Source organism: Pantoea conspicua, assembly GCF_002095315.1.
GTDB lineage: Bacteria > Pseudomonadota > Gammaproteobacteria > Enterobacterales > Enterobacteriaceae > Pantoea > Pantoea conspicua.
Map to the genome: position 1 here is coordinate 73068 of NZ_MLFN01000001.1, position 19295 is coordinate 92362.

The 19295-nt window shown below is 55.2% G+C and carries 27 protein-coding genes and 3 pseudogenes; 3 read left to right on the forward strand and 27 right to left on the reverse strand.

The window, feature by feature from the left end; translation table 11 throughout:
• Positions 1 to 19 precede the first annotated feature (19 nt).
• Positions 20 to 547, forward strand: a complete 528-nt coding sequence (locus tag HA41_RS00330) for a sterol desaturase family protein (protein WP_094119066.1) — start codon at positions 20 to 22, stop codon at positions 545 to 547.
• Here the strand turns inward: HA41_RS00330 and crtB are convergent.
• The 6 genes and pseudogenes from crtB to HA41_RS00360 all read right to left on the reverse strand — a co-directional run bounded on the left by crtB (position 486) and on the right by HA41_RS00360 (position 6996).
• Positions 486 to 1415 carry a 15-cis-phytoene synthase CrtB gene (gene crtB, locus HA41_RS00335; RefSeq protein WP_094119067.1) on the reverse strand — a complete coding sequence of 310 codons (930 nt, stop codon included), beginning with the start codon at positions 1413 to 1415 and terminating at the stop codon, positions 486 to 488. The two genes, HA41_RS00330 and crtB, sit on opposite strands and share 62 nt — an antisense overlap.
• Positions 1412 to 2889 (reverse strand): annotated as a pseudogene (locus tag HA41_RS00340) (phytoene desaturase). The gene crtB and the pseudogene HA41_RS00340 overlap by 4 nt, the downstream one beginning before the upstream one ends.
• Entirely contained in the window at positions 2886 to 4046 is a 1161-nt protein-coding gene (gene crtY, locus HA41_RS00345; protein WP_094119068.1) for a lycopene beta-cyclase CrtY, read from the reverse strand. The pseudogene HA41_RS00340 and the gene crtY overlap by 4 nt, the downstream one beginning before the upstream one ends.
• The gene (locus HA41_RS00350) at positions 4033 to 5325 is read right to left on the reverse strand and encodes a glycosyltransferase (protein ID WP_094119069.1); all 1293 of its coding nucleotides are present in this window, start codon (positions 5323 to 5325) and stop codon (positions 4033 to 4035) included. The genes crtY and HA41_RS00350 overlap by 14 nt, the downstream gene beginning before the upstream one ends.
• A 9-nt stretch (positions 5326 to 5334) precedes the next feature.
• Complete coding sequence (locus HA41_RS00355) at positions 5335 to 6243, reverse strand: polyprenyl synthetase family protein (protein ID WP_094119070.1); 909 nt, start codon at positions 6241 to 6243, stop codon at positions 5335 to 5337.
• 219 nt (positions 6244 to 6462) lie between these two features.
• Entirely contained in the window at positions 6463 to 6996 is a 534-nt protein-coding gene (locus tag HA41_RS00360; protein WP_094119183.1) for a YtfJ family protein, read from the reverse strand.
• 167 nt (positions 6997 to 7163) lie between these two features.
• On the opposite strand from HA41_RS00360, the gene HA41_RS00365 reads away from it, so the two are divergent.
• Positions 7164 to 7391 (forward strand): hypothetical protein, encoded by a 228-nt coding sequence (locus HA41_RS00365; protein ID WP_094119071.1) that lies wholly within the window; start codon positions 7164 to 7166, stop codon positions 7389 to 7391.
• Positions 7392 to 7443: 52 nt separating this feature from the next.
• On the opposite strand, the gene HA41_RS00370 is transcribed toward HA41_RS00365, so the two are convergent.
• The 3 genes from HA41_RS00370 to HA41_RS00380 form a co-directional block, all read right to left on the reverse strand.
• A complete protein-coding gene (locus HA41_RS00370; RefSeq protein ID WP_094119072.1) occupies positions 7444 to 8121 on the reverse strand; it encodes a pirin family protein in 678 nt (225 codons plus the stop codon).
• 134 nt (positions 8122 to 8255) lie between these two features.
• Positions 8256 to 9986, reverse strand: a complete 1731-nt coding sequence (locus HA41_RS00375) for a DUF2534 family protein (protein ID WP_094119073.1) — start codon at positions 9984 to 9986, stop codon at positions 8256 to 8258.
• A gap of 64 nt (positions 9987 to 10050) precedes the next feature.
• Positions 10051 to 10485, reverse strand: a complete 435-nt coding sequence (locus HA41_RS00380) for a DUF2946 domain-containing protein (RefSeq protein ID WP_094119074.1) — start codon at positions 10483 to 10485, stop codon at positions 10051 to 10053.
• A gap of 232 nt (positions 10486 to 10717) precedes the next feature.
• On the opposite strand from HA41_RS00380, the gene HA41_RS00385 reads away from it, so the two are divergent.
• On the forward strand, positions 10718 to 11659 hold the full coding sequence (locus HA41_RS00385) for a D-2-hydroxyacid dehydrogenase (RefSeq protein ID WP_094119075.1): 942 nt from the start codon (positions 10718 to 10720) through the stop codon (positions 11657 to 11659).
• Position 11660: 1 nt separating this feature from the next.
• Here HA41_RS00385 and HA41_RS00390 read toward each other — a convergent pair.
• The 18 genes and pseudogenes from HA41_RS00390 to HA41_RS00470 form a co-directional block, all read right to left on the reverse strand.
• Positions 11661 to 12002, reverse strand: a pseudogene (locus tag HA41_RS00390) (glutaminase); the annotation flags it as partial.
• A gap of 38 nt (positions 12003 to 12040) precedes the next feature.
• Entirely contained in the window at positions 12041 to 13321 is a 1281-nt protein-coding gene (locus tag HA41_RS00395) for a site-specific integrase (RefSeq protein WP_094119076.1), read from the reverse strand.
• Between the two features lie 31 nt (positions 13322 to 13352).
• Complete coding sequence (xisR, locus tag HA41_RS00400) at positions 13353 to 13601, reverse strand: excisionase family protein (protein ID WP_094119077.1); 249 nt, start codon at positions 13599 to 13601, stop codon at positions 13353 to 13355.
• 106 nt (positions 13602 to 13707) lie between these two features.
• Positions 13708 to 14019 (reverse strand): hypothetical protein, encoded by a 312-nt coding sequence (locus tag HA41_RS00405; RefSeq protein ID WP_094119078.1) that lies wholly within the window; start codon positions 14017 to 14019, stop codon positions 13708 to 13710.
• A gap of 46 nt (positions 14020 to 14065) precedes the next feature.
• Positions 14066 to 14419 (reverse strand): hypothetical protein, encoded by a 354-nt coding sequence (locus HA41_RS00410; RefSeq protein ID WP_094119079.1) that lies wholly within the window; start codon positions 14417 to 14419, stop codon positions 14066 to 14068.
• Positions 14416 to 14634 (reverse strand): hypothetical protein, encoded by a 219-nt coding sequence (locus tag HA41_RS00415; protein ID WP_094119080.1) that lies wholly within the window; start codon positions 14632 to 14634, stop codon positions 14416 to 14418. Before HA41_RS00415 ends, HA41_RS00410 begins: the two co-directional genes overlap by 4 nt.
• A 9-nt stretch (positions 14635 to 14643) precedes the next feature.
• Positions 14644 to 14961 carry a hypothetical protein gene (locus HA41_RS00420; protein ID WP_143807214.1) on the reverse strand — a complete coding sequence of 106 codons (318 nt, stop codon included), beginning with the start codon at positions 14959 to 14961 and terminating at the stop codon, positions 14644 to 14646.
• Between the two features lie 217 nt (positions 14962 to 15178).
• Positions 15179 to 15421 (reverse strand): DNA polymerase III subunit theta, encoded by a 243-nt coding sequence (locus HA41_RS00425; protein ID WP_094119082.1) that lies wholly within the window; start codon positions 15419 to 15421, stop codon positions 15179 to 15181.
• A 31-nt stretch (positions 15422 to 15452) separates the two neighbouring features.
• A complete protein-coding gene (locus tag HA41_RS00430; protein ID WP_094119083.1) occupies positions 15453 to 15914 on the reverse strand; it encodes a hypothetical protein in 462 nt (153 codons plus the stop codon).
• A complete protein-coding gene (locus HA41_RS00435; RefSeq protein ID WP_094119084.1) occupies positions 15911 to 16144 on the reverse strand; it encodes a hypothetical protein in 234 nt (77 codons plus the stop codon). The genes HA41_RS00430 and HA41_RS00435 overlap by 4 nt, the downstream gene beginning before the upstream one ends.
• Entirely contained in the window at positions 16144 to 16491 is a 348-nt protein-coding gene (locus HA41_RS00440) for a hypothetical protein (RefSeq protein ID WP_094119085.1), read from the reverse strand. Before HA41_RS00440 ends, HA41_RS00435 begins: the two co-directional genes overlap by 1 nt.
• 49 nt (positions 16492 to 16540) lie before the next feature.
• Positions 16541 to 16852 carry a hypothetical protein gene (locus HA41_RS00445; protein ID WP_094119086.1) on the reverse strand — a complete coding sequence of 104 codons (312 nt, stop codon included), beginning with the start codon at positions 16850 to 16852 and terminating at the stop codon, positions 16541 to 16543.
• 23 nt (positions 16853 to 16875) lie between these two features.
• Positions 16876 to 17423 (reverse strand): annotated as a pseudogene (locus HA41_RS00450) (3'-5' exonuclease).
• 8 nt (positions 17424 to 17431) lie between these two features.
• A complete protein-coding gene (locus tag HA41_RS00455; RefSeq protein ID WP_094119088.1) occupies positions 17432 to 18025 on the reverse strand; it encodes a DUF669 domain-containing protein in 594 nt (197 codons plus the stop codon).
• Positions 18022 to 18702: a DEAD/DEAH box helicase family protein gene (locus tag HA41_RS00460; protein ID WP_094119089.1), complete on the reverse strand. Its 681-nt coding sequence runs from the start codon at positions 18700 to 18702 to the stop codon at positions 18022 to 18024. Before HA41_RS00460 ends, HA41_RS00455 begins: the two co-directional genes overlap by 4 nt.
• The gene (locus tag HA41_RS20925; protein WP_158086607.1) at positions 18702 to 18848 is read right to left on the reverse strand and encodes a hypothetical protein; all 147 of its coding nucleotides are present in this window, start codon (positions 18846 to 18848) and stop codon (positions 18702 to 18704) included. The genes HA41_RS00460 and HA41_RS20925 overlap by 1 nt, the downstream gene beginning before the upstream one ends.
• Positions 18838 to 19035: a DUF5444 family protein gene (locus HA41_RS00465; RefSeq protein WP_094119090.1), complete on the reverse strand. Its 198-nt coding sequence runs from the start codon at positions 19033 to 19035 to the stop codon at positions 18838 to 18840. Before HA41_RS00465 ends, HA41_RS20925 begins: the two co-directional genes overlap by 11 nt.
• Positions 19032 to 19172, reverse strand: a complete 141-nt coding sequence (locus tag HA41_RS00470) for a protease FtsH-inhibitory lysogeny factor CIII (RefSeq protein ID WP_143807216.1) — start codon at positions 19170 to 19172, stop codon at positions 19032 to 19034. Before HA41_RS00470 ends, HA41_RS00465 begins: the two co-directional genes overlap by 4 nt.
• Positions 19173 to 19295: the final 123 nt, after the last annotated feature.

Sequence of the window (19295 nt, forward strand, 5' to 3'; positions counted from 1 at the left end):
TGCATGCTCGGGAGAAACTATGTTGTGGATTTGGAATGCCCTGATTGTTCTGGCCACCGTTATTGGCATGGAGATAACGGCTGCGCTGGCACACAGATATATTATGCATGGCTGGGGTTGGGGCTGGCATCTTTCACATCACGAGCCGCACAAAGGCTGGTTTGAACTCAACGATATGTACGCGGTCTTATTCGCCGGACTGGCGATTCTGCTGATTTATCTCGGTAGCACCGGCGTCTGGCCACTGCAGTGGATTGGTGCAGGAATGACGGTTTATGGCCTGCTCTATTTCATGGTGCATGACGGGCTGGTGCATCAGCGCTGGCCGTTCCGCTACATTCCGCGTCGCGGTTATTTCCGCCGTCTCTATATGGCGCATCGGATGCATCATGCTGTGCGCGGTAAAGAAGGCTGCGTGTCGTTTGGCTTCCTGTACGCGCCGCCGCTGTCAAAGCTGCAGGCGACGCTACGGGAACGTCACGGCGCTAAAGCGGGCGCTGCCAGAGATATGCCGGACGAGGAGCATGACGCGCCAGCCGGGAAGTAATCGCCTGGCCTGAAGCCGTCACCAGCAGCACCAGTTTCTCGGGTGTGCTGGTGGACTGGCGTTGATCCCACGCCTGCTGACCCGCCTCATCGACCTTCGTCCCAATCTTACGATACACCTGCTTCGCCGTAGCGATCGCCCATGCCGAGCGCAACGGTAAGCCAGCTAAACCCGCGGTGGCCGAGTGATAATAGGGTTCCGCGTGCTGCACCAGCCGCCGCGCAATCCGGCTCAGTGCCTGACGATGTTCAGGCGCAGCCAGGTTTTCGGTGGTTAATCCTTCTTCAGCCAGCCATGCCGCAGGCAGATAGCAGCGGCCCGCTTGCGCATCGTCGACGATGTCGCGCGCAATATTGGTCAGCTGAAAGGCGAGACCCAAATCGCAGGCACGATCTAAAGTCGCGTTATCGCGCACGCCCATGATCTGCGCCATCATCAGACCCACCACGCCCGCTACGTGATAGCAGTAACGCAGGGTGTCATCCAGCGTCTGATAACGAGCACCGCGCACGTCCATCGCAAAACCGGCCAGATGATCAAAGGCGTAGGCGGGCAGGATGTCGTGTGCCATTGCCACTTCCTGAAACGCGGCAAATGCCGGTTCATGCATCTGCGAACCGGCGTAGGCCTGGCGCGTTTTCATCTCCAGCTGCGCCAGCCGCTGTTCAGGTGATTGCAGTGAAGGCGCATCATTGCTGAAACCCAGTACCTGATCGTCGATCACGTCATCACAGTGGCGGCACCAGGCGTAGAGCATCAGCACGCTGCGTCGGGTTTTGGCATCAAACAACTTCGAGGCGGTGGCAAAACTTTTCGATCCCACCTCCATGGTTTCAACGGCATGATCGAGTAATGACGCATTATTCAAGCCAGATCCTCCAGCATTAATCCTGCCGTCGCTTTCGCTGATCCAATCACGCCGGGAATGCCCGCACCAGGATGGGTACCTGCGCCAACCAGATAGAGATTATTGATATGCTTATCGCGGTTGTGCGGCCGGAACCAGGCACTCTGCGTCAGAATAGGTTCCACCGAGAAGGCGGATCCCTGATATGCATTCAGTTCATCGCGGAAATCAAACGGCGTGAACATCCGATGCGTTACCAGCTGGCTGCGCAGGCCTGGCATGTAGTGCTGCTCAAGATAGTCAAAGATACGATCGCGCAGTCGTGGGCCTTCGACGGACCAGTCAAGATCGGCGGTACCGAGATGAGGCACCGGTGCCAGAACGTAATAGCTGCCGCATCCCGGCGGAGCAAGCGACGGATCGGTGACGCACGGGGCATGAAGGTAGAGTGAAAAGTCCTCCGCCAGTCCATCGCGATTAAAAATTTCATCGATTAATTCGCGATAGCGCGGTCCGAAGCAAACGGTATGGTGCGCGAGTTGATCGTGATGATGATTAAGACCAAAATAGAGCACAAACAGTGAGTTACTCATCCGCTTGCCCTGCAGGGTTTGTCCCTGCGCGACCGATGCCGGATGCTGACTCAGCAGATCGCGGTAGGTATGGACCACGTCGGCATTCGAGGCAACAGCGGTGGTCGGCAACACCCGTCCGTCCTGAAGATGAACGGCAGTGATCTTGTCTCCCGCGGTTTCCAGCCGGGCGACTTTGGCATTCAGTTCAACTTCACCACCCAGATCTTCAAACAGTTTCACCATACCCTGCACCAGTGCGCCGGTGCCACCGCGCGGGAACCAGACACCCCATTCGCGCTCCAGCGCATGAATCAGGGTATAAATCGACGAAGTGGCAAACGGATTACCGCCCACCAGTAGCGAGTGGAAGGAGAACGCCTGGCGCAGGTGCTCATCTTCGATGTAGCTCGCCACCTTGCTATAAACACTGCGCCACGCCTGCAGTTTAGCCAGCTGTGGGGCAGCGCGCAGCATATCGCGGAAGGATAAAAACGGCACGGTACCGAGCTTCAGATAGCCCTCGGCAAACACCGCACGCGAATAGGCGAGGAAACGGCGATAGCTTCTACGTCACGCGGATTGAAAGCGGCAATTTGTGTCTCCAGTGCCGGCTGGTCATTGTCGTAGCTGAACACTTTGCCAGACTCCCAGCACAGGCGATAAAACGGTTTTACCGGCAGCAATTCGACATAATCGGACAGCTGCTTACCGGCCAGCACGAACAGCTCTTCGATGGCGCTGGGATCGGTAATGACCGTTGGGCCAGCATCAAAGGTATAACCCTGATCCTGATAAACATAAGCCCGACCGCCCGGCTTATCGCGCTGCTCCAGCAGTCGGGTAGGGATACCGGCAGCCTGAAGGCGGATCGCCAGCGCCAGGCCACCAAAGCCTGCACCAATTACTGTGGTTCTTTTCATTGCATCGCCTGTTGACGGTGAGGAGTCATAACAGCCTGTAGCGCTGCCAGTACGGGAACCGGCGGCTTGCCGCTTAAAATGCGCAGCCGATCAGGCAAAGTAAGTTTTCCCGCATAAAAGCGGGCAATCAGGCCTTCCGGCAGGCCGTAAAAACGCTGCATCACCTGCCAGCGCTGGTCGGCTGGACCGGCCAGAAACAGCATCCGGTTCAGCATGCGAAAAAATCGCTGCTGCTGCCAGGCCTCGCTGGCGAAGTGCTGAATAGTGGCGTGCAGCGTATCCGAATTAAAGGTAGTCATCTGCGCCAGCCGATCGGCCAGCGCCACCGCCAGCGGCAGAGAGTAGCCGGTGGTGGGATGAAACAGCCCGGCGCGCAATCCGCTGCACGGCAGATCGCGGGTCTGCCAGAAGACGTCAATGTCGCCGGTCAGGGTAATCGGCAGCGCACCCTGTTCTTCACGCAACAGCCGCGTTAACTGCCAGCCCTGGCGAGCGGCATAGTCGCGAATATTCTGCCGGGCGCGATCGGCGCTCAGCGTAGCGTCATCAATGTAGTGAGTATCTTCAATTAACAGGGTGTCGGCTGAGAAGGGCAGACTGTAGACAAAGCGGTAACCTGCCTGTTGATCGACCGTCGCATCCATAATGATCGGTGTGGTCAGACCGTGCGGCTGGCTCAGTTGCCACTCCTGCCCGACAAACGCCTGAAACCCCATGCGTAACGCCCTATCCGGCTGATAACCCCGGCCATCAATCACGGCGCTGGCCTCCAGCACACGGCCATCGGCCAGGGTTACCGAGCGTGAAGCCACGCTTTCAACCGCGGTGTTCAGCAACAGATGCTGTTCAAAACGATCATGCATCACCTCCGCGAAACGTTCAGCCGTCACGCAAAAATAACCGCTGTTAAGGTTGCGGTGACGCTGGGGGAAACGCACCTGATAGCCAGGCCAGTGATGAACCACCAGCGGGGCGACCCAGCGGTGCTGGGTTTCGCTGAGATCCTCGGCGTGAAACGACCAGGTATGATTAGCACCGGGCTGACTCTCAGCCTCAATCAGCAGAATACGCAGTGACGGATGTTGCTGGCGCAGGCGTAATGCGATTAAGCCATTGGCCAGCCCGCCGCCGACCAGAATCAGATCATACGACGGCATAGTCCCTCCTGGTCACAACGGGCCGTCGGGTGCGCATCGCCTGCTCGACAATGTCTGCCGCCAGCGCAGTGCCGCCCGCCGCGGTGACAGCGTTGCGCATCCGGGTCATCTGCTGCCGGTAACTGTCGTCGTCGAGCAGCGCCTGCAGTTGCCGGGCCAGTGCATGGCTGGTGGCAAAACGGGAAACGCGACGTCCGACGCCATGATAAACAATGCGCGCGGCAACGCCCGGCTGATCAAAAGCCAGTGGGATCGCCAGCAACGGCGTCAGATGATGAATAGCATCGAGTACGGTATTCATACCGCCGTGGGTAATTGCCAGATCCGCCTGGGATAGGGCGGCAGCCTGGTCGGCAAAATCCACCACCTCTGTCTGACTGCTACGCGCCAGTTTCTCGGCCTGAAACGGTGTCAGGCGACCGCAGTGCGCCAGCAGCAACTGCGCATCCAGCTCCTGGCAGGCCCGGACGATGGTTTTGAATAAGCCGTAACGGTGTCCCTGCAGCGTGCCGAGTGAGGCGAAAATCCGGGGTTTGTCGCCATGCGGAAAGTAGCGTGGGGCAGGTGATGAAGATGGCATAGTGGCGCGCAGCGGTCCGACCGCATGAAAATGGTCCGGCAGCGCCTGGCGCGGAAAATCAAATTCCGGAATCAGCTGGCTGATCTGGGCCAGCGGTGAAAAACAGTGGTGCAGTTTTTCCCGCGGCGCTAATCCCAGCGCATGGGCATTGCGGGCGATAACCCGATCGTGACGGCGCATCAGCCAGTCATAAATTTTTTCACTGGTGCGATAACGTTCACGTGCCGCATCGCTGGTGCCATAGTCAAACGGCATCACCGCCAGCGGAAAGTCAGCTTCACGGTTGAGCGGCAGCGCGCAGGCCACCGACACATAAGGCAGATCCAGCGCTTCCGCCGCCAGCGCGCCGGCAGGCTCCATCTGATCGACAATCACCCCGTCGACGGCCAGCGTATTCAGCACCACCGGCAGCTCACGACAAAGCATATCGCTGGTGCGGGCCATCTCGTTGATCAGTTTCAGCATAGACGGGCCCAGCGGATGCGCCGCCAGTTGCAACGTATGCGTCAGGCTGCCCGCAGGATGAGTGGATAATCCCAGCGGGAAAAAAGCGATATTACTGTCATTGAGTAACGCCTTAACATCGATTTGCTGGATGAACGTCACGCGATGACCGCGTGCAATCAGGGCCTGGCTGAGATGCTGAAGCGCCCGAACGTGGCTGAAGAAAGGCGGCGCAATCACCGCAAAGTGGCTCATGCAGCATCCTTAACTGACGGCAGCGAGTTTTTTCTCAAACCAGGCCTGAATGAAATGTTCTGTGGCGTAACCGTCATGGCAGGCCAGCAGAAGATGTTCGCTGGCGCAACGCAAATGATCGCGCAGGCGGTTTTCGACCGCCTGGGTGCCCAGCAGGTTGACCAGCGTCGACTTGCCCGCATCCTGATTAATATCTTTACCGGTATCGCTCATACCATCGGTCAAGTCATCCAGCAGTTGAAATGCCTGTCCAAGATTGAGTGAGAACCGATGAAGCTGCTCGCGTACGTCATCTGACGCACCGGCGGCAATCGAGGCCATCTGCATGGAGGCGCAAAACAGGGTGCTGGTTTTAAAATGATTGGTCATCAGAATGGCATCAGCGCTGCGCGGTTTATCCCCTTCGGAGAGGTCTTTAAACTGCCCCTGCACCAGCCCCTGCATCCCGATTGCATGGGAGAGTTCGCTGACCGCCTGCGTTCTGGCGCTGGCCGAGAGACTTTCTGCCGTCGCAATCACGCCAAAGGCTTTGCTCAGCAAGGCGACCGCCGCCAGAATCGCCACATGTTCACCATACTGGCAATGAATGGTAGGGCGTCCACGCCGCATCTGCGCGTCATCCATACAGGGCATGTCATCCAGAATAAGCGAAGCGGCATGGACCATCTCAACCGCACAGGCGAGATCCAGCAGGCCGGTCGGGCTGGCTTTACAGCCGAGATCGCGTGCCGCCAGCAGCAGCAGCATCGGACGAATACGTTTACCCGGTGCCAGTGCGCCTTCGCGCATTGCCGCACCGACAAAATCACGTTCACCTTCGACCGGCAACAAGGTGTCGAGCCGTTGCTCAATATCGTTCAACAGATTTGCTGCATCGCTGTGTGTGGAATTGACGTGTTTTTCTGCGCAGACCGTCATTAAGGCTGTCCTTATCTACAGAGGAATTCACAGCAGGTCGAAATGATTCGATGCCATCTTTAATAATCGTCCCCGGCTGCCATAGCATAGTTGGCAGGTTTTCAAAGAACGGCGGGTAAATCCATCCAAACAATAGTAGTAGAGGATCACGAAAAAGTTGGGAAATTCAGCGGCATTCAGCGTTTCTTTACCTGAATTTTACCGTGAGCCGGAGCCGGATTATCCGAGTAAACGACGCAGCTGGCTGATTATTCCAGCGACTTCTTCAGCGCTTAATGCGCCATCTTTAGCGAAGCGAACTTTGCCCTGACGGTCAATCACCGCTACCGCTGCGTTGCCTGGTTTGAGTTGCCAGCTGTGCGCTGTCACGCCGCTATTATCAATAATAAACTGCTGCCACGGTGCGGCTTTCTTGCTTGAGGCGATACTGCGTACCACAAACAGACCGCTGCCGGGCAGGGCATCGTCGGTATTCACAATGGTGGTGGTCTGGAAACCCTGACGCGGCAAATTCGCCTGCTGAATCGCCTCAATTAACCCTGCGCTCTGCTCTTTTGCCGACAGGCGACCCGCGACATGAATAAGTAATCTGACTTTACCGGTCAGGGTCTGGCTATTCCAGCGCTGGTAATTAACCTCGTCATGCTCGATCACCATCTCGCCTTTATCGGCAATGTAAACCGGGGGCACCGGCTGACCGGGAACCAGAGTATGTGCGCAACTCAAAGCTGAAACAAATAGCAGACTTATCAATCCATAACGGCGCACGGTATCCTCACTTCTTCGTCGTTTTGCGGTCGGCTGGCTGGAAATTTCAGTAACAGGCTGAAGATTAGTAACACATCTCTGTTTCAGATCAATAAAAGCATTTAAGACATGGATCGAAAATGCAGGCTGATAATCTGTTCAGGAGGTGAGAGATGAGTACAGCATTAATGACATTACCTGAATTTGCCCGTTATATTGGCATCGAAACACCGACGCTGGCGCGTGCGTTTTGTTGTCGCGGATCGCTGGCCGGCGTGCCGCTGCCACAGGCGATGGATGACGCGCCCCTGACCCAGCGTCACTGGCTGCGTGACGATGTGCGGCAGTTCAACCACATGTTCAGGCGGGTTCAGGCGATGCAGCAGCAACGGCCGCAGTAACGCAGCGATCAGAATCAAACGTCATTCGCGCGGGAAAGTTTCCCGCGCAGTGTTATGCCGCGCTATCAGGTTTAACCAGAAAGCAGATCAGATTGGCGTCACGGTCACCGACAATTTCCAGCGAGTCATCGACTCCGCTGATGGCATCACCGCGAGACAGCCGCTCTTCACCGATCCGAATCACGCCTTCCAGCACCGTTATGTAAGCGACGAAACCAGGCAGCGACGGCACCTCAAGCGTATGACCACGCTCCAGCAGCGCATCGTAGATGTACGCATCCTGCCGAAGTTCCAGCGGGGCGTCAGAGGTTTCCGGCCCTGCCAGTTCGGTCCAGCCGTTGGCCATAATGCCCTGATCACGCTCCAGCACCTGCGTCATGCCTTCGCCGCCGCGCTCAGCCGGTCGGATCACCGCCTGTAACAGTTCCGCCTCATACAGTGGAACTGACTCTTCATACTGTACGCCATCACCGGCGTTGACCAGCATCACCCGCTTTGCAGAGAGCGAGGTGCTTTCACCGTTACTGTCCTGATGGCGCATCGATCCGCGCCACAGATAGGTAAACACCTCTTCATCGCGATGCAGCTGCATCGGAATACGGGCATCGAGTTTTAGCGTCATCAGGTCAACGCTGACCAGTGGGCTTAACGCCTCGCCGGATCGCTGGCGGCGTACGGTAAAAGGTCCGTACTCAAACAGTTGTTCAGGATTAGCTCGCACGATGTTCATGATTGGCTCTTTTATAATGGGGTCAATGACAATGATGATAGCGGTTACGCAGGGAATGAGAAGCCGGCAGATTTGCCGGGCCTCGTCAGTTAATTTGAATAACGATCTGCCCGCCGTAGAGGCGGGCAGATCGTCTATTTGCCTTGCTCGTCGCTTTCGCCCAAAAAGAAATACCACAGCGGAATCGATAACAGGCCGGTGAAAACCGTGGAATAAAGCAGGATCATCATCGCCTGGGTGATGTACATGGTCAGCGACCAGCTGCTGAACGGGATCTGATACTGATCGATCACACCGCCAATCATTGCGTTCGCCATCACGGTAATGACAATCAACGCCAGTACCGTCACGCTGCGCAGAAAATAGCGCATCTCCTTGCGTTTATTCGCAAAGCGCGCCTGAATAATTGCCAGCGGTGACTGCTTATCCGGCGCGGTATCGATACGTTGTTCCGTTGCGCGCTGCGCACGACGCCAGCGCTGAATATCGATCAGCATCATGACCAGCAGGCTGATCCCCATCAGCGGCAGCGCGTAGCCCAGTGCCAGTACCAGGATCAGGCTGGCACCCTGAGCGTAGCGCGGCAGCGACAGCCAGGCTGACAGGAGTGTCTGCGACGGGCTGATCTGCGGCACGGCCGGACGACGTATCCACCACATACGGTAGCCCAGCACAATCATCGCACAGAGTCCGAAACCGAACAGCGCCAGAATCAGCTGGTTGGGCAGGCCAAACAGCACGCCCATGTGCGCATCCACGCCCCAGCGGGTCAGTTTTGCCACCAGCGGGAAGTGAGCAAACTCCACCCGATCGACCAGACTAAAATCATTGGGATTGATCGAGACCGCATCGACCTGGCTCGGCCAGCTGCGATCAATCTCAGAGACGGTCCACGCCTGATCAGGCGCTTTCGGCTGACGTAACTCCAGCTTGCTGGCGTGCAGACCGGCGTCCCGCGCGGCGTCCAGAGCGCGATCCCAGTTGCCATCCGGCTGATTTGCCACCACGGGCGCGGCTTTTCTGGCCGGCATCGCCATATCCGCCATTGTCATGCCTTCCATGTTTCCGCGGTGGTCAGCATGGGGATCGGCAGCGGTCGCAGGCGCAGCACCGTTCAGCGCGGTGGTGACCTGCGGGGTCATCCAGCCCAGATCGCTACGCATTTTTTCAATATTGTTGCCCGCCCACTGTGACCAGGTCAGTCCGGTGACAGAGAAGAACACCAGTCCGACCGCCAGCACCAGTCCCAGCGTAACGTGCCAGTGACGGGTGGCGGCGAAACCGCGACGGGGTTTTCTGGCGGCACGACGTGGCCGGGTTCCCAGCCACAGCACGATACCCCCGAGAGCCGCGACCCACAGCCAGGAGGCGGCCAGTTCGCTGTAGTTGCGGCCTGCGTCGCCCAGCAGTAACCCGCGATGCAGCTGATCGAGCCACATGCGCAGCGGCAACACACCGCTGGTACCATACACCGTCATGTCACCCTTAACCTGCAACGTATAGGGGTCGATAAACAGCGAGCGGGATTCCGACGGGCCGAGGTCGCGTCCGGAGAACTGTACCCGGGTGGTATCCTGCGGACCCGGTGCCGGACGAACGGCGTAAATGCGCGTCATTTCACCGGCGCGCTGGCGGGCAGCGGCGATTTGTGCCGACAGCGGTTTTGCCACGCCCTGCGCATCCGTGGTTAAGGCGTCATGATAGATCGCCTGCTCAAGCTGCGGCGTCAGAACGTAAAGCGTGCCGGTCAGCGCGGCGACAAAAATGAAGGGCGCAATGAACAGGCCAATATAGAAATGCAGGCGGCGAAACAGATTCAACACCGTACCGTGCGGTGCAGGTGTTACTTCCTGAGTTGAGGACATAGATTCCACACTTTTCAAAAGACAGAACAGAGCTTCTGACGCCGTAACGCGTAAGAAGTCGGGGTCAAAAAACAGTGAGGTTCAGCGTCACCAACGGAGGCGCCCGGGGACGATGGGTGCGCAGAAACCGTCGCCGCCGCGGTGGGTTGATAGCAGGCGGCGGTGGCGTCCGGCAGATCAGACACATCCACCAGATAAGCGGGGTAAACACCCACAGCATCAGCGGGACATGAATCAGTAAATCGCAGTAGCCACAGGCGAAACCCGGCTCCATCATCATGTCGTGACCTGGCATCGACATGTCGCTGTGATGCGCCATCATCGCTATATCACTGTGATGATGCTCCATCGGCATCTCGTCGCTCATGACTGACAGGCGCGGCTGACTGGCGCGATGCTCTGCCAGATTTTCAGACACCATCGGCGCAACAAACAACAGCAACACGGCCAGGATCGCAATACCGGCTGTGAGTCGTTGTCTGAAGGCAGTTGTATGCATGATTTACATCAGGGTCATGGGTCACAATTGAGGGCGGCAGTGTAACGCGAAGGGGGAAAAAGGGTTAAATAAAGTGGCGATAATCCTGAAAAAATCCGCACAGTTTGAACATATTCACTTTAATTCTGCCGTCATTTAACTTGTTCGTTACTCATGAAATACATAAGACTAACATTGCTGCGCAACCAGACGATGGTCGGACGCGCTTATTGTTGTCAACAAAGGATGAAATATGAAAATCGTGATGCTGGATGGGGAAACATTACCGCTGCCTTTAACCGCACCGCCAGGCTGCAGTGACTGGCAGGTACAGGGTCATACCGCAGAAGACGCCATCGTAACGGCACTGCAGGATGCCACGGTGGCGATCACCAATAAAGTGCCGCTGCGTGCCGCCACGCTAGAGCAACTCCCGTCGCTGCGGTTTATCTGCGTTGCCGCGACCGGCTATGACTGTATCGACATTGATGCCTGTCGCGCGCGTGGCATCGTGGTAAGCAATGTGCCGGGCTACTCGACACAGAGCGTGTCGGAAGGGGTGATTGCCGCTATTTTTGCCCTGCGTCGTCAGTTACTGGATTACGCTACCAGCACGCGCACGGCGTGGCCTGATGCGCAGCATTTTTGTCTGCACCGCCAGCCGATTCAGGATATAGGCGGTGCGACGCTGGGTATTATCGGCAAAGGCGAGATTGGTCAGGCCACCGGTAAACTGGCGCAGGCGTTGGGCATGAAGGTTCAGTACGCCGATCGCAAAGGCAGCAGGTCACTGCGTGACGGCTATGTCAGTTTTGAACAGGTGCTGGCGACCAGCGATATCCTCTCGCTGCATTGCCCCCTGAGCGAACAGACCCGACAGCTGATTGACCGCGAGGCGCTGAGTAAAATGAAGCCGCAGGCGCTGTTGATCAACACCGCGCGCGGCGGGCTGATCAACGAGGGGGATCTGGCTGAGGCGCTGCAACAGGGCCGGATTGGGGGGGCAGCGCTCGATGTGCTGAGCAGCGAACCGCCTGACACCGATAATCCGCTGCTGCAACCTGGTTTGGCTAATCTGCTGCTTACGCCGCACATCGCCTGGGCCAGTCAGAGCGGGGTACATAATCTGCTGCAGGGTATCACCGCCAATCTTATCGCCTTTAGTCAGGGTCAGCCGATCAATGTGGTGAGCTGATTCAGAAAATCGAACGGCCCAGTTTATCGGTCAGACACTCCAGCGCGGCGGTTCCGGCCAGCGAATTGCCCGCGCTATCGAGCCCTGGTGACCAGACCGCGATGCTCATCTCTCCCGGAATGACCGCAATGATCCCGCCACCAACGCCTGACTTGGCGGGCATGCCGACGCGCCAGGCAAACTCGCCCGCGCCATCATACATGCCGCTGGTGATCATCAGGGCGTTAATCTGCCGCGCCTGGCGAGGGGTAATCATCCGGCTGCCATCCAGTGTCACTCCCTGATTTGCCAGATAGACAAAACTGCGCGCCAGTTCGATACAGTTCATCGATAGCAAGTAGTATTGATGTGGAAAGTTTCAATAAATACAGAAGGTTATGATTAAGCGGTTTTCTTGTGGGGCATGGGTGGGGCATTTTGTGAAAAATCAGCGTTCAGGAGAGCGACCTGATCGTGATTATTCTCGGTCATCCATTTACCGTAAACGTTGTAAAGCATCTGCGCCGAAGAGTGCCCCATCTGGTGAGCAACAAAGTTAGGGTTGGCTCCGGCCGCAAGTGCCCAGCATGCAAAAGTATGCCGCGTTTCATATGACTTCCTCATTCTGACACCAGCCTTCCTCAGCATCGTTCTCCAGGCGGCGTTGATTGTCCCTGATGTATACCAGTCTGCCGTCCCACCATTACGGGTTGTGATCCTCGGTGAAAACACGAAAGTACACAGGTCTGTTCGCGTCGCCTCCTTCTGCCGCAGATGAATCGTTACCTCATGCTGCTGTCCCATTCTCGTCAGCACCATCTGTGACTTCAGCGCCTCAATGGCAGGGGCGGTCAGCTGAATGGTCCTGATGCCGGAGTCTGTTTTCGGCGGGTTGAAGTAATTCGTCATCGACTGCCCGCGCACTATCTTCACCGTCCAGTCCACAGTATCAATATCTTCCCACGCCAGAGAGATAATCTCTCCATGCCGCATACCGGTATTTACGGCCAGGATGATGAGATTTGTCATCTGCTCGGTGGGAGAGGCGGCGATCACCCTTGCGTACTCCTCACGGGTCAGCGGGTCAGGGGCTGGTCTGGATTTTTTCAGAGGAGAAAAAGTCTCCATCGGGTTTCTCTGCACATAGCCATTGGCGGCGGCGAACGAAAACATCCCTTTCAGACAGGCGAAGTATGAATTCACCGTTGGCACCGTTCTGCCTCTTCCGGTAGGTGCCGGGTTCCTTCCTCGCGGCCGCTGTATTCCCGTCAGCATCTCCTTCCTTGCAATCAGGATGTCTTCCTGCGTCACTGAGTCAGCCATCTTTTCATGGCCGATTACATCCAGGCATGATCCAACGTATGACCTGTAATGCCTCAGTGCGTTTGCGGTAAGGTCCATTTCCTTAACTGAAAGCCATTTGTTTGCCAGCTCAGCCAGTGTCACCAGCCTTCTCTGTACGCCATATTTACCGGCGTTCGGAGAGCCTGGAAACTGATCTGGATAACTGAAGGTGCCGGTTTTTACCTGATAGCAAACAGAAGCCCTCAGCTCTCCTGCTGCCTTCCTGTTTTTCGGTGTATCTGGCAATCCCAGACCTTCCCTCACTCTCTTACCTTTATAAATGAACCATATGCGCAGAAACCCTCCGTGGTTTTCTACGCCTGTGGGGTATTTAGCCATCACTGCTCCTCGTTGTTGAAAGGGAGTCCATTTAAGCAGAAATGCGGCGGCGGATCGCCGGGCGCTGTTTCTCAATCCATTTATTTATTTCTGGCAGGCAGTACATGATCGGGCTGTTTTCTTTTGGCGCGAGGTCGGGAGCCACATGGCGATACTCCTTCCCCTCAAGCCAAGTTGACCGGCGCGCGTGCTGAATCATGTGCTTGGTCATGCCGGTTACTGTGGTAAGAACGGCCTCGGACACCCATTTATTGGGCATTAGCTGAACAACATTTTCCATATCTACTCCTTTGGCGGCTTACCGCGGATAAATGCGATGATTAGGGCAATAAAAAGGCAGATATCAGTGATGATGTCTGCCGGGGTGATGTCGTCGCAGGTGGTGGTCACATGTTTTTACCAACATGAGCGGCAAGATGGGTGATCGCCTTTCTGGTTAGGAGCTCAAGGTCGCTACAGTCAACCTCAACTACCTGGCTGCATGCTCCCGCCGGTTCAGAGATGAGAATCACTTTCTCGCCATAGTGGATATTCATATCCATCTCGCGGGCTAATTGCAGCGCATCGCTGGTCCTTGTTAGTGGATTCCATGGCGAGTAAACGACAGGGTCGATAAGTATGTTGCCAAGCGCATCGAATCCAAAAGTGCGCATGTCGGCAGCTCTGGCGGCGTTCTCCAGTAGCTCTTCTTCAGACATAACAACTCCTCACGCAGAGCGCGATAGTGAATAGGGTGGGTGGGGGTTACTTCAGGGTGATGTGGGGGATTTTGCCAGCGGCGATGGCGTCGTAAATCAGGTCGGCGCTGTGTCCGTTACTTGCAGATGACCTGCATAGTTCAGCGATGGCATGCTTTGCCTCCTCACGCTTGCGCTCTGCTTCGGTGCGGAGTGGTCGAAATTCAGCCGCGTTATATCCAGCAGAGAATTTTTCTATGCGATCGTTTAAATATGTATTGGGCGAGGAAGTAACAGCAGCAATCTCTCCGTTATGGACATAAACTACCTTGATTTTTGTCCATTCGTAAAAATCCTCGGCTTTTACCTCACACTCACATCCAACCGGCGGCAGGCCCTCTCCATTCCACTCAATGCTCATGCCACTCTCCTGTGCTGCTTAGCGCGCTCAATACGCTCGTAATCGGTTCTGCACTCCGGGCAGCAGAAGAAGCCTTTATCAACTTTCTCGCCGCAATCACCATTCTGACAGGTGCCGGTAAACTCCATCGTGGGCTTAGGCCGGTTAGCCAGGGCAATCTCAATCATCTGCTGCTCGCGTTCTGCGGCCTCGTCTAAAATATCTGCGAAACTCATATCATCACCTCAAAAATCAACGTGAATGCGGGGTATCTTGTTATCCCTAACAGCCTTAATTAGAGCTTCAAATAGCTCGCGTGGCTGGTATGCGTCTGGCATAGATGACTCAATAACTAGCATTGCCTGAATCGTATTTTCATCGCGTTCAGCTTGCTTCTGCCTCCTTAGGAAGGCCAGCAAATCAATGCAGTCAGGGCAAATGAGAATATCGTCTTTACATTGCACTAACAGGTGCTCGCCTACATTTGAGCCGCATAAAGAGCACAGGTCTTTTTTGTCTGGCACGTACTCCTGAAAACCGAATTTAGGCACTTGAATAGCCATACTCATCTCCGAAATTTGGGCGTAAAAAAACCTGCCGGAGCAGGTTATAGATGTTAATTAGGTTCTTTTTTGGGTGTGCTTAATGGCGGCCTTACAATCTCCCCAACAGATTCGCACTGGTAGCAAAACCAGTCACCTGTATCCATGCCCCTATCTTTTTGCCTTTCTAAATAAGTATTACCGCATTTAGGACACTTATCTGGCATTCCTGCTGGCATTATTTATTCTCCTCCTTCTGATAAACCGGGTCAGTGCCGCGCGGGTACTTCAGCGCAACGTTCCTGTAATGCTGCAACCTCTCCCTGAAATACTCACGCTGGCTCTCAGGCTGCTGCATCTCAACCTCATGCGGAATTACAGGCTGGTTCATACGTTCCTTGTACGCTACTCCTGATGCGGCTAAATCAACGTTAATCCTGTCGCGCTCTTCTCTGCTGCGTGCTGCTAAGTTGTGTGACATGGCGATGTCCTCCTGTGGGGGAGTATATCGCTTATTCGTGCGGGGAGGGTGCTGCGGCGAGCATTGCTGACCAGCAAAGGCGAGCTTTATAGGCTGCCTGCTGGCATCCGCTCATCATTTGGAATGCTTCCCACACCTCTGGTTCGCTGAACTCCTCAACCGGCTCGGACTCAAATCCAGCAGTCACCATTCTCTCTGTCGGCTCAATAGGTACGAGTTTCCACCCGGTTGGAATGGGCGCTGAGGCAAAAAGAGGTTTGTCATCACTGAATCGCTGCACATTAAATAATCCAACTTCGACGGCTGCGTGCTTCTTTAGCCGACTCAAAATCGCGTACTCTCCCGAAGAAATCCACGCTACAGGCTGCGCCGTCAGGGTGGAGAGTGCGACTTTCATAGATTTAAGGATGTTGCCGCTGAAGCCATATTCATCGCTGCACGCAACGCCTTCCTCAAGCCAGTCAATCATTGCCTGCTTCTGCTCTGCGGTCATGATGGCTCTCCTGCGCGGAGTTGAGCGGCGAAATCCTCATGCTCTCTACCTAAGTAAGAAAGTGATGTTATTGCTACAGCCTTAAATGACAGGTCTTGCCTGACTACTTCCTTCAACTTATTCAAATCATCTTGAGAAACGATCCTGAATGTCATTTGTGCAATGCCCGAAACAGTTGCGTTATCCTGAGCAGCGCAGTAGTGGTAGATATAGCGGTTTTGCTTTTCCATCACCCACCCTCCACCTTATAACCGGCTGCGCGGATGGCTTCTGCACATCCATCTATAGCGGCATTGTGCGTCAATAAAATGGTCATTTGCTGCGTGTCGCATCCTGGAAAGATATGCTCCTTGTTCGGCAACTTAACCGGCGGCGCAGTCAGCGCGGCCAGCGCGTCACGCTCCTTATAAACGCGCATCGCCGCCTCAGCATCCTCACGAAACATGCAGTCGATAATGCCCTCGCTCAATCCTTCTTCATTGCGGTGATACAGCGTCCAGAACTGCGCGACACTGTCATCGCACGTTGACACATCGTCACCATCGGCAACGCATCCTGATACGTAGTAATTACTCATTCTCTTACCCCTTATGCCGCTGTCAGGCTCAATGCCGCGGCGAAAATAGTTAGTCGCCGTGGTAGCGGCGAGCAGTCCATTCCGGATAGACGTTGTTTACATCGCTTGCAGCAACATCAGCGGGCTGGAGTCGGTTTCTCTCAATTGCTTCCTGATGCTCGACGTATTTGGTCAGCCGCCTTTCAGTAGTGCTCTGGATTAACTTTCGCGTCTGTTCCTTCGTGCGTGATTCAATCCGGCACCGCTCACCGTACCGGGCGGCAATCTGCTGCTGTGCGTCCTGCATAGCCAGCCGATGTAGGCGCTGTGATTGCGTTTCATCAGGTCGTGCAGAGTCCGCCGAAGGTTCGGTGAGGTTCATGGTCGGTGCCTTATTGGTGGGTGTTATTTAATGAGGCGTTGCCAGATGCTGATACGTATTGTGCCTGATGGATGGCGTCGGCAAGCGCGTTGTGACGTGTGCCTTCGAATGGCATGTCTCGCTTTGGGTCGAAGCCAATTGCTTTACCCATTTCAACCATCGTTCTCACATCCCGATCGTTCCACCAATTCCATGGCGGATTCTGCCCTGTCATCTGATAGGCGCTGCGAAGGATGACGCAATCAAACGACGCTCCATTTCCCCATACCTGAACAAACCTACTGTTCGTGTTTTCGAAGATGAAATCATTGAAGCGCGAAAGTGCCGTAGAAAGCTCTTGAGGGCTTTCGAGTAGCGAACTGCGCGCCTCTTCGCTTTGGCTCATCCACCACATGATTGTTGATGCATCGGGCCTCGCGCGATGACGCATTGACGACTCCAGAGAGATGTTTACCTGAAACTTATCTCCGGTCTCGCCCGATGCTGGCTCAAAGAATACTGCTCCGATTGAAACGACAGGGGCGTAGGTGCCATTACCCATCGTTTCGAGGTCTAACATTAAGTGGTTCATATTCTTCCTTAAAATGGAGTAAATCCATCATCATGCTGATGGTAGTCGCCGTAGCTGGCAGGGCTGTTTCCGCTCGCACCCTTCTTGCGCTCATCCTTGTCTTTCAGTCCGGCAACCATGCGATCGACCGCCTCAGCGTTCTTGCCTTCGGCCTTCTCCAGAAGCGTCTGGCGGGTCTGTGCGATGAATGGCAGGCGAATCTCCAGACCGTAAGTATCTGAGCCGTCATTTTTGCTGCGAAGGACTTTCTGGAGCACCAGGCCAACTTTCTTGCCTGCAAACTCAGGCGCCACGAATGTCTTCGCATCCTTCATCTGATTGGTTAGATGACTCACGCCGGCGCAACCCATGATGGCGTGTATCATGTTCACGCCGAAGGTGTTGTCACTGCCGTCTTTTTTGAACACGTAGACGCTGAGGTACTGCACCTTGCGCCCGTCATCTGACTCACCAGAGAACTCGATAGCCTTAGCGCCGCCCTGAGAGGTCGTCAGGGCGGCCTCCGTGATAGTCAGGACGTATGCGCCAGACTCGTTGATGAAACCGCCCTGACCGGCGGTTAATGCTGCTTCTTGGTTGTAGGTGAAAATCACATTACTCATGCGGCTGATTCCTTCAGGTTGTGAACATTTGATAATCCCCAGTAATCGCAGATAGTCGCATCCACGAAAGCCAGGTCATTGTCGATTTCGTTTGTTTCAAACATGCCCATCGGTGACTTGACCGTATCGGCACCGTTATTTTTGGTGGTGAAGAAGAATTGCTCATCACGTGTTAGCGTTCGCAGAACGATAGTGAACATGCCTTCGACGGTGATTTTTTCGTCCAGCATCTTTCCGATCGTCTTCATCTTCACGCGGCCCATCTGCGTCTCTTCTGTGTGAGCCATGAAGTAAACGCGAAGGTCATCCGGCGCATCCTGAGCAGCTTTGATGATGTCCCATGCGTGCCGGCCAATTTCGGTAAATTTATCGAAGGATTTCTCTTCGGAACGGCGCATGAATTCATTGCTCATCACATACTGGAAGTCGTCGATGATTACGATCCGCTTGCCAAGGTGATGCGCCCATTTAATGACGTTCACGATGGCATCTGATTTATCGGTGGCTACGACAGTCCCTGTCTTTTTATCTTTATCCCACGGGAGCCAGTCCTTTGATTTGAATGGCAGCGGCTTACCAACCGGCTTAACCAGCATTGCCACATTGGGATCGATGTTGCGCAGGCTGGTAGATTTACCAGTGCCTGACTCACCGAGAATTAGCGTTGCTGTACCCATCAGTTAATCCCCATTCTCTCTGCCTGTCGCTCCGTACGGTAATCAGCCGCCGCATCCATTGCAGCCTGCTCATATGTCATTGGCTCAGCTAACTCGCCAAGCATGCCGCGCATCAGTGCGACAAAATCATCATCATCATGCTGCATGGTTGTTGAACCTCTTGTTCCAGTCTTCGTCCTGACAGTTGTGCCAGCCCAGGGCAATTTCAGAAGCCCACTCACAGGCTTTGTGCATACCTTCCTTTGTGTCCGGGAAGGCCTCTTCATAGAGCTTGTTGAAGTGGCTGCAGCCCTGCTGAACCAGAATGGTTCCGTTCACTGGGATAATGGTCATAGCGGATATCCTTTCTGGTTAAGTGTGTCGATCAGGCTGCGTAAGCTCGCACGAAGACGGCGTGTAATGGTGTCGAGCAGTGATTCGTTTAGCTGAGCAGCGCCCACGATGGCGCCGCCCGCGATGGCATAGTTCATCATCGTGGGTTCCTTGAATTGGTTAGGTTGGTGTCAAAAAAATGGCCCGCATTGCGCAGGCCAGAAGGATGAAACGATTCTCTCTCTAAAGCGTATGGTGCGTAGCACCGTCATGGCCTGTCG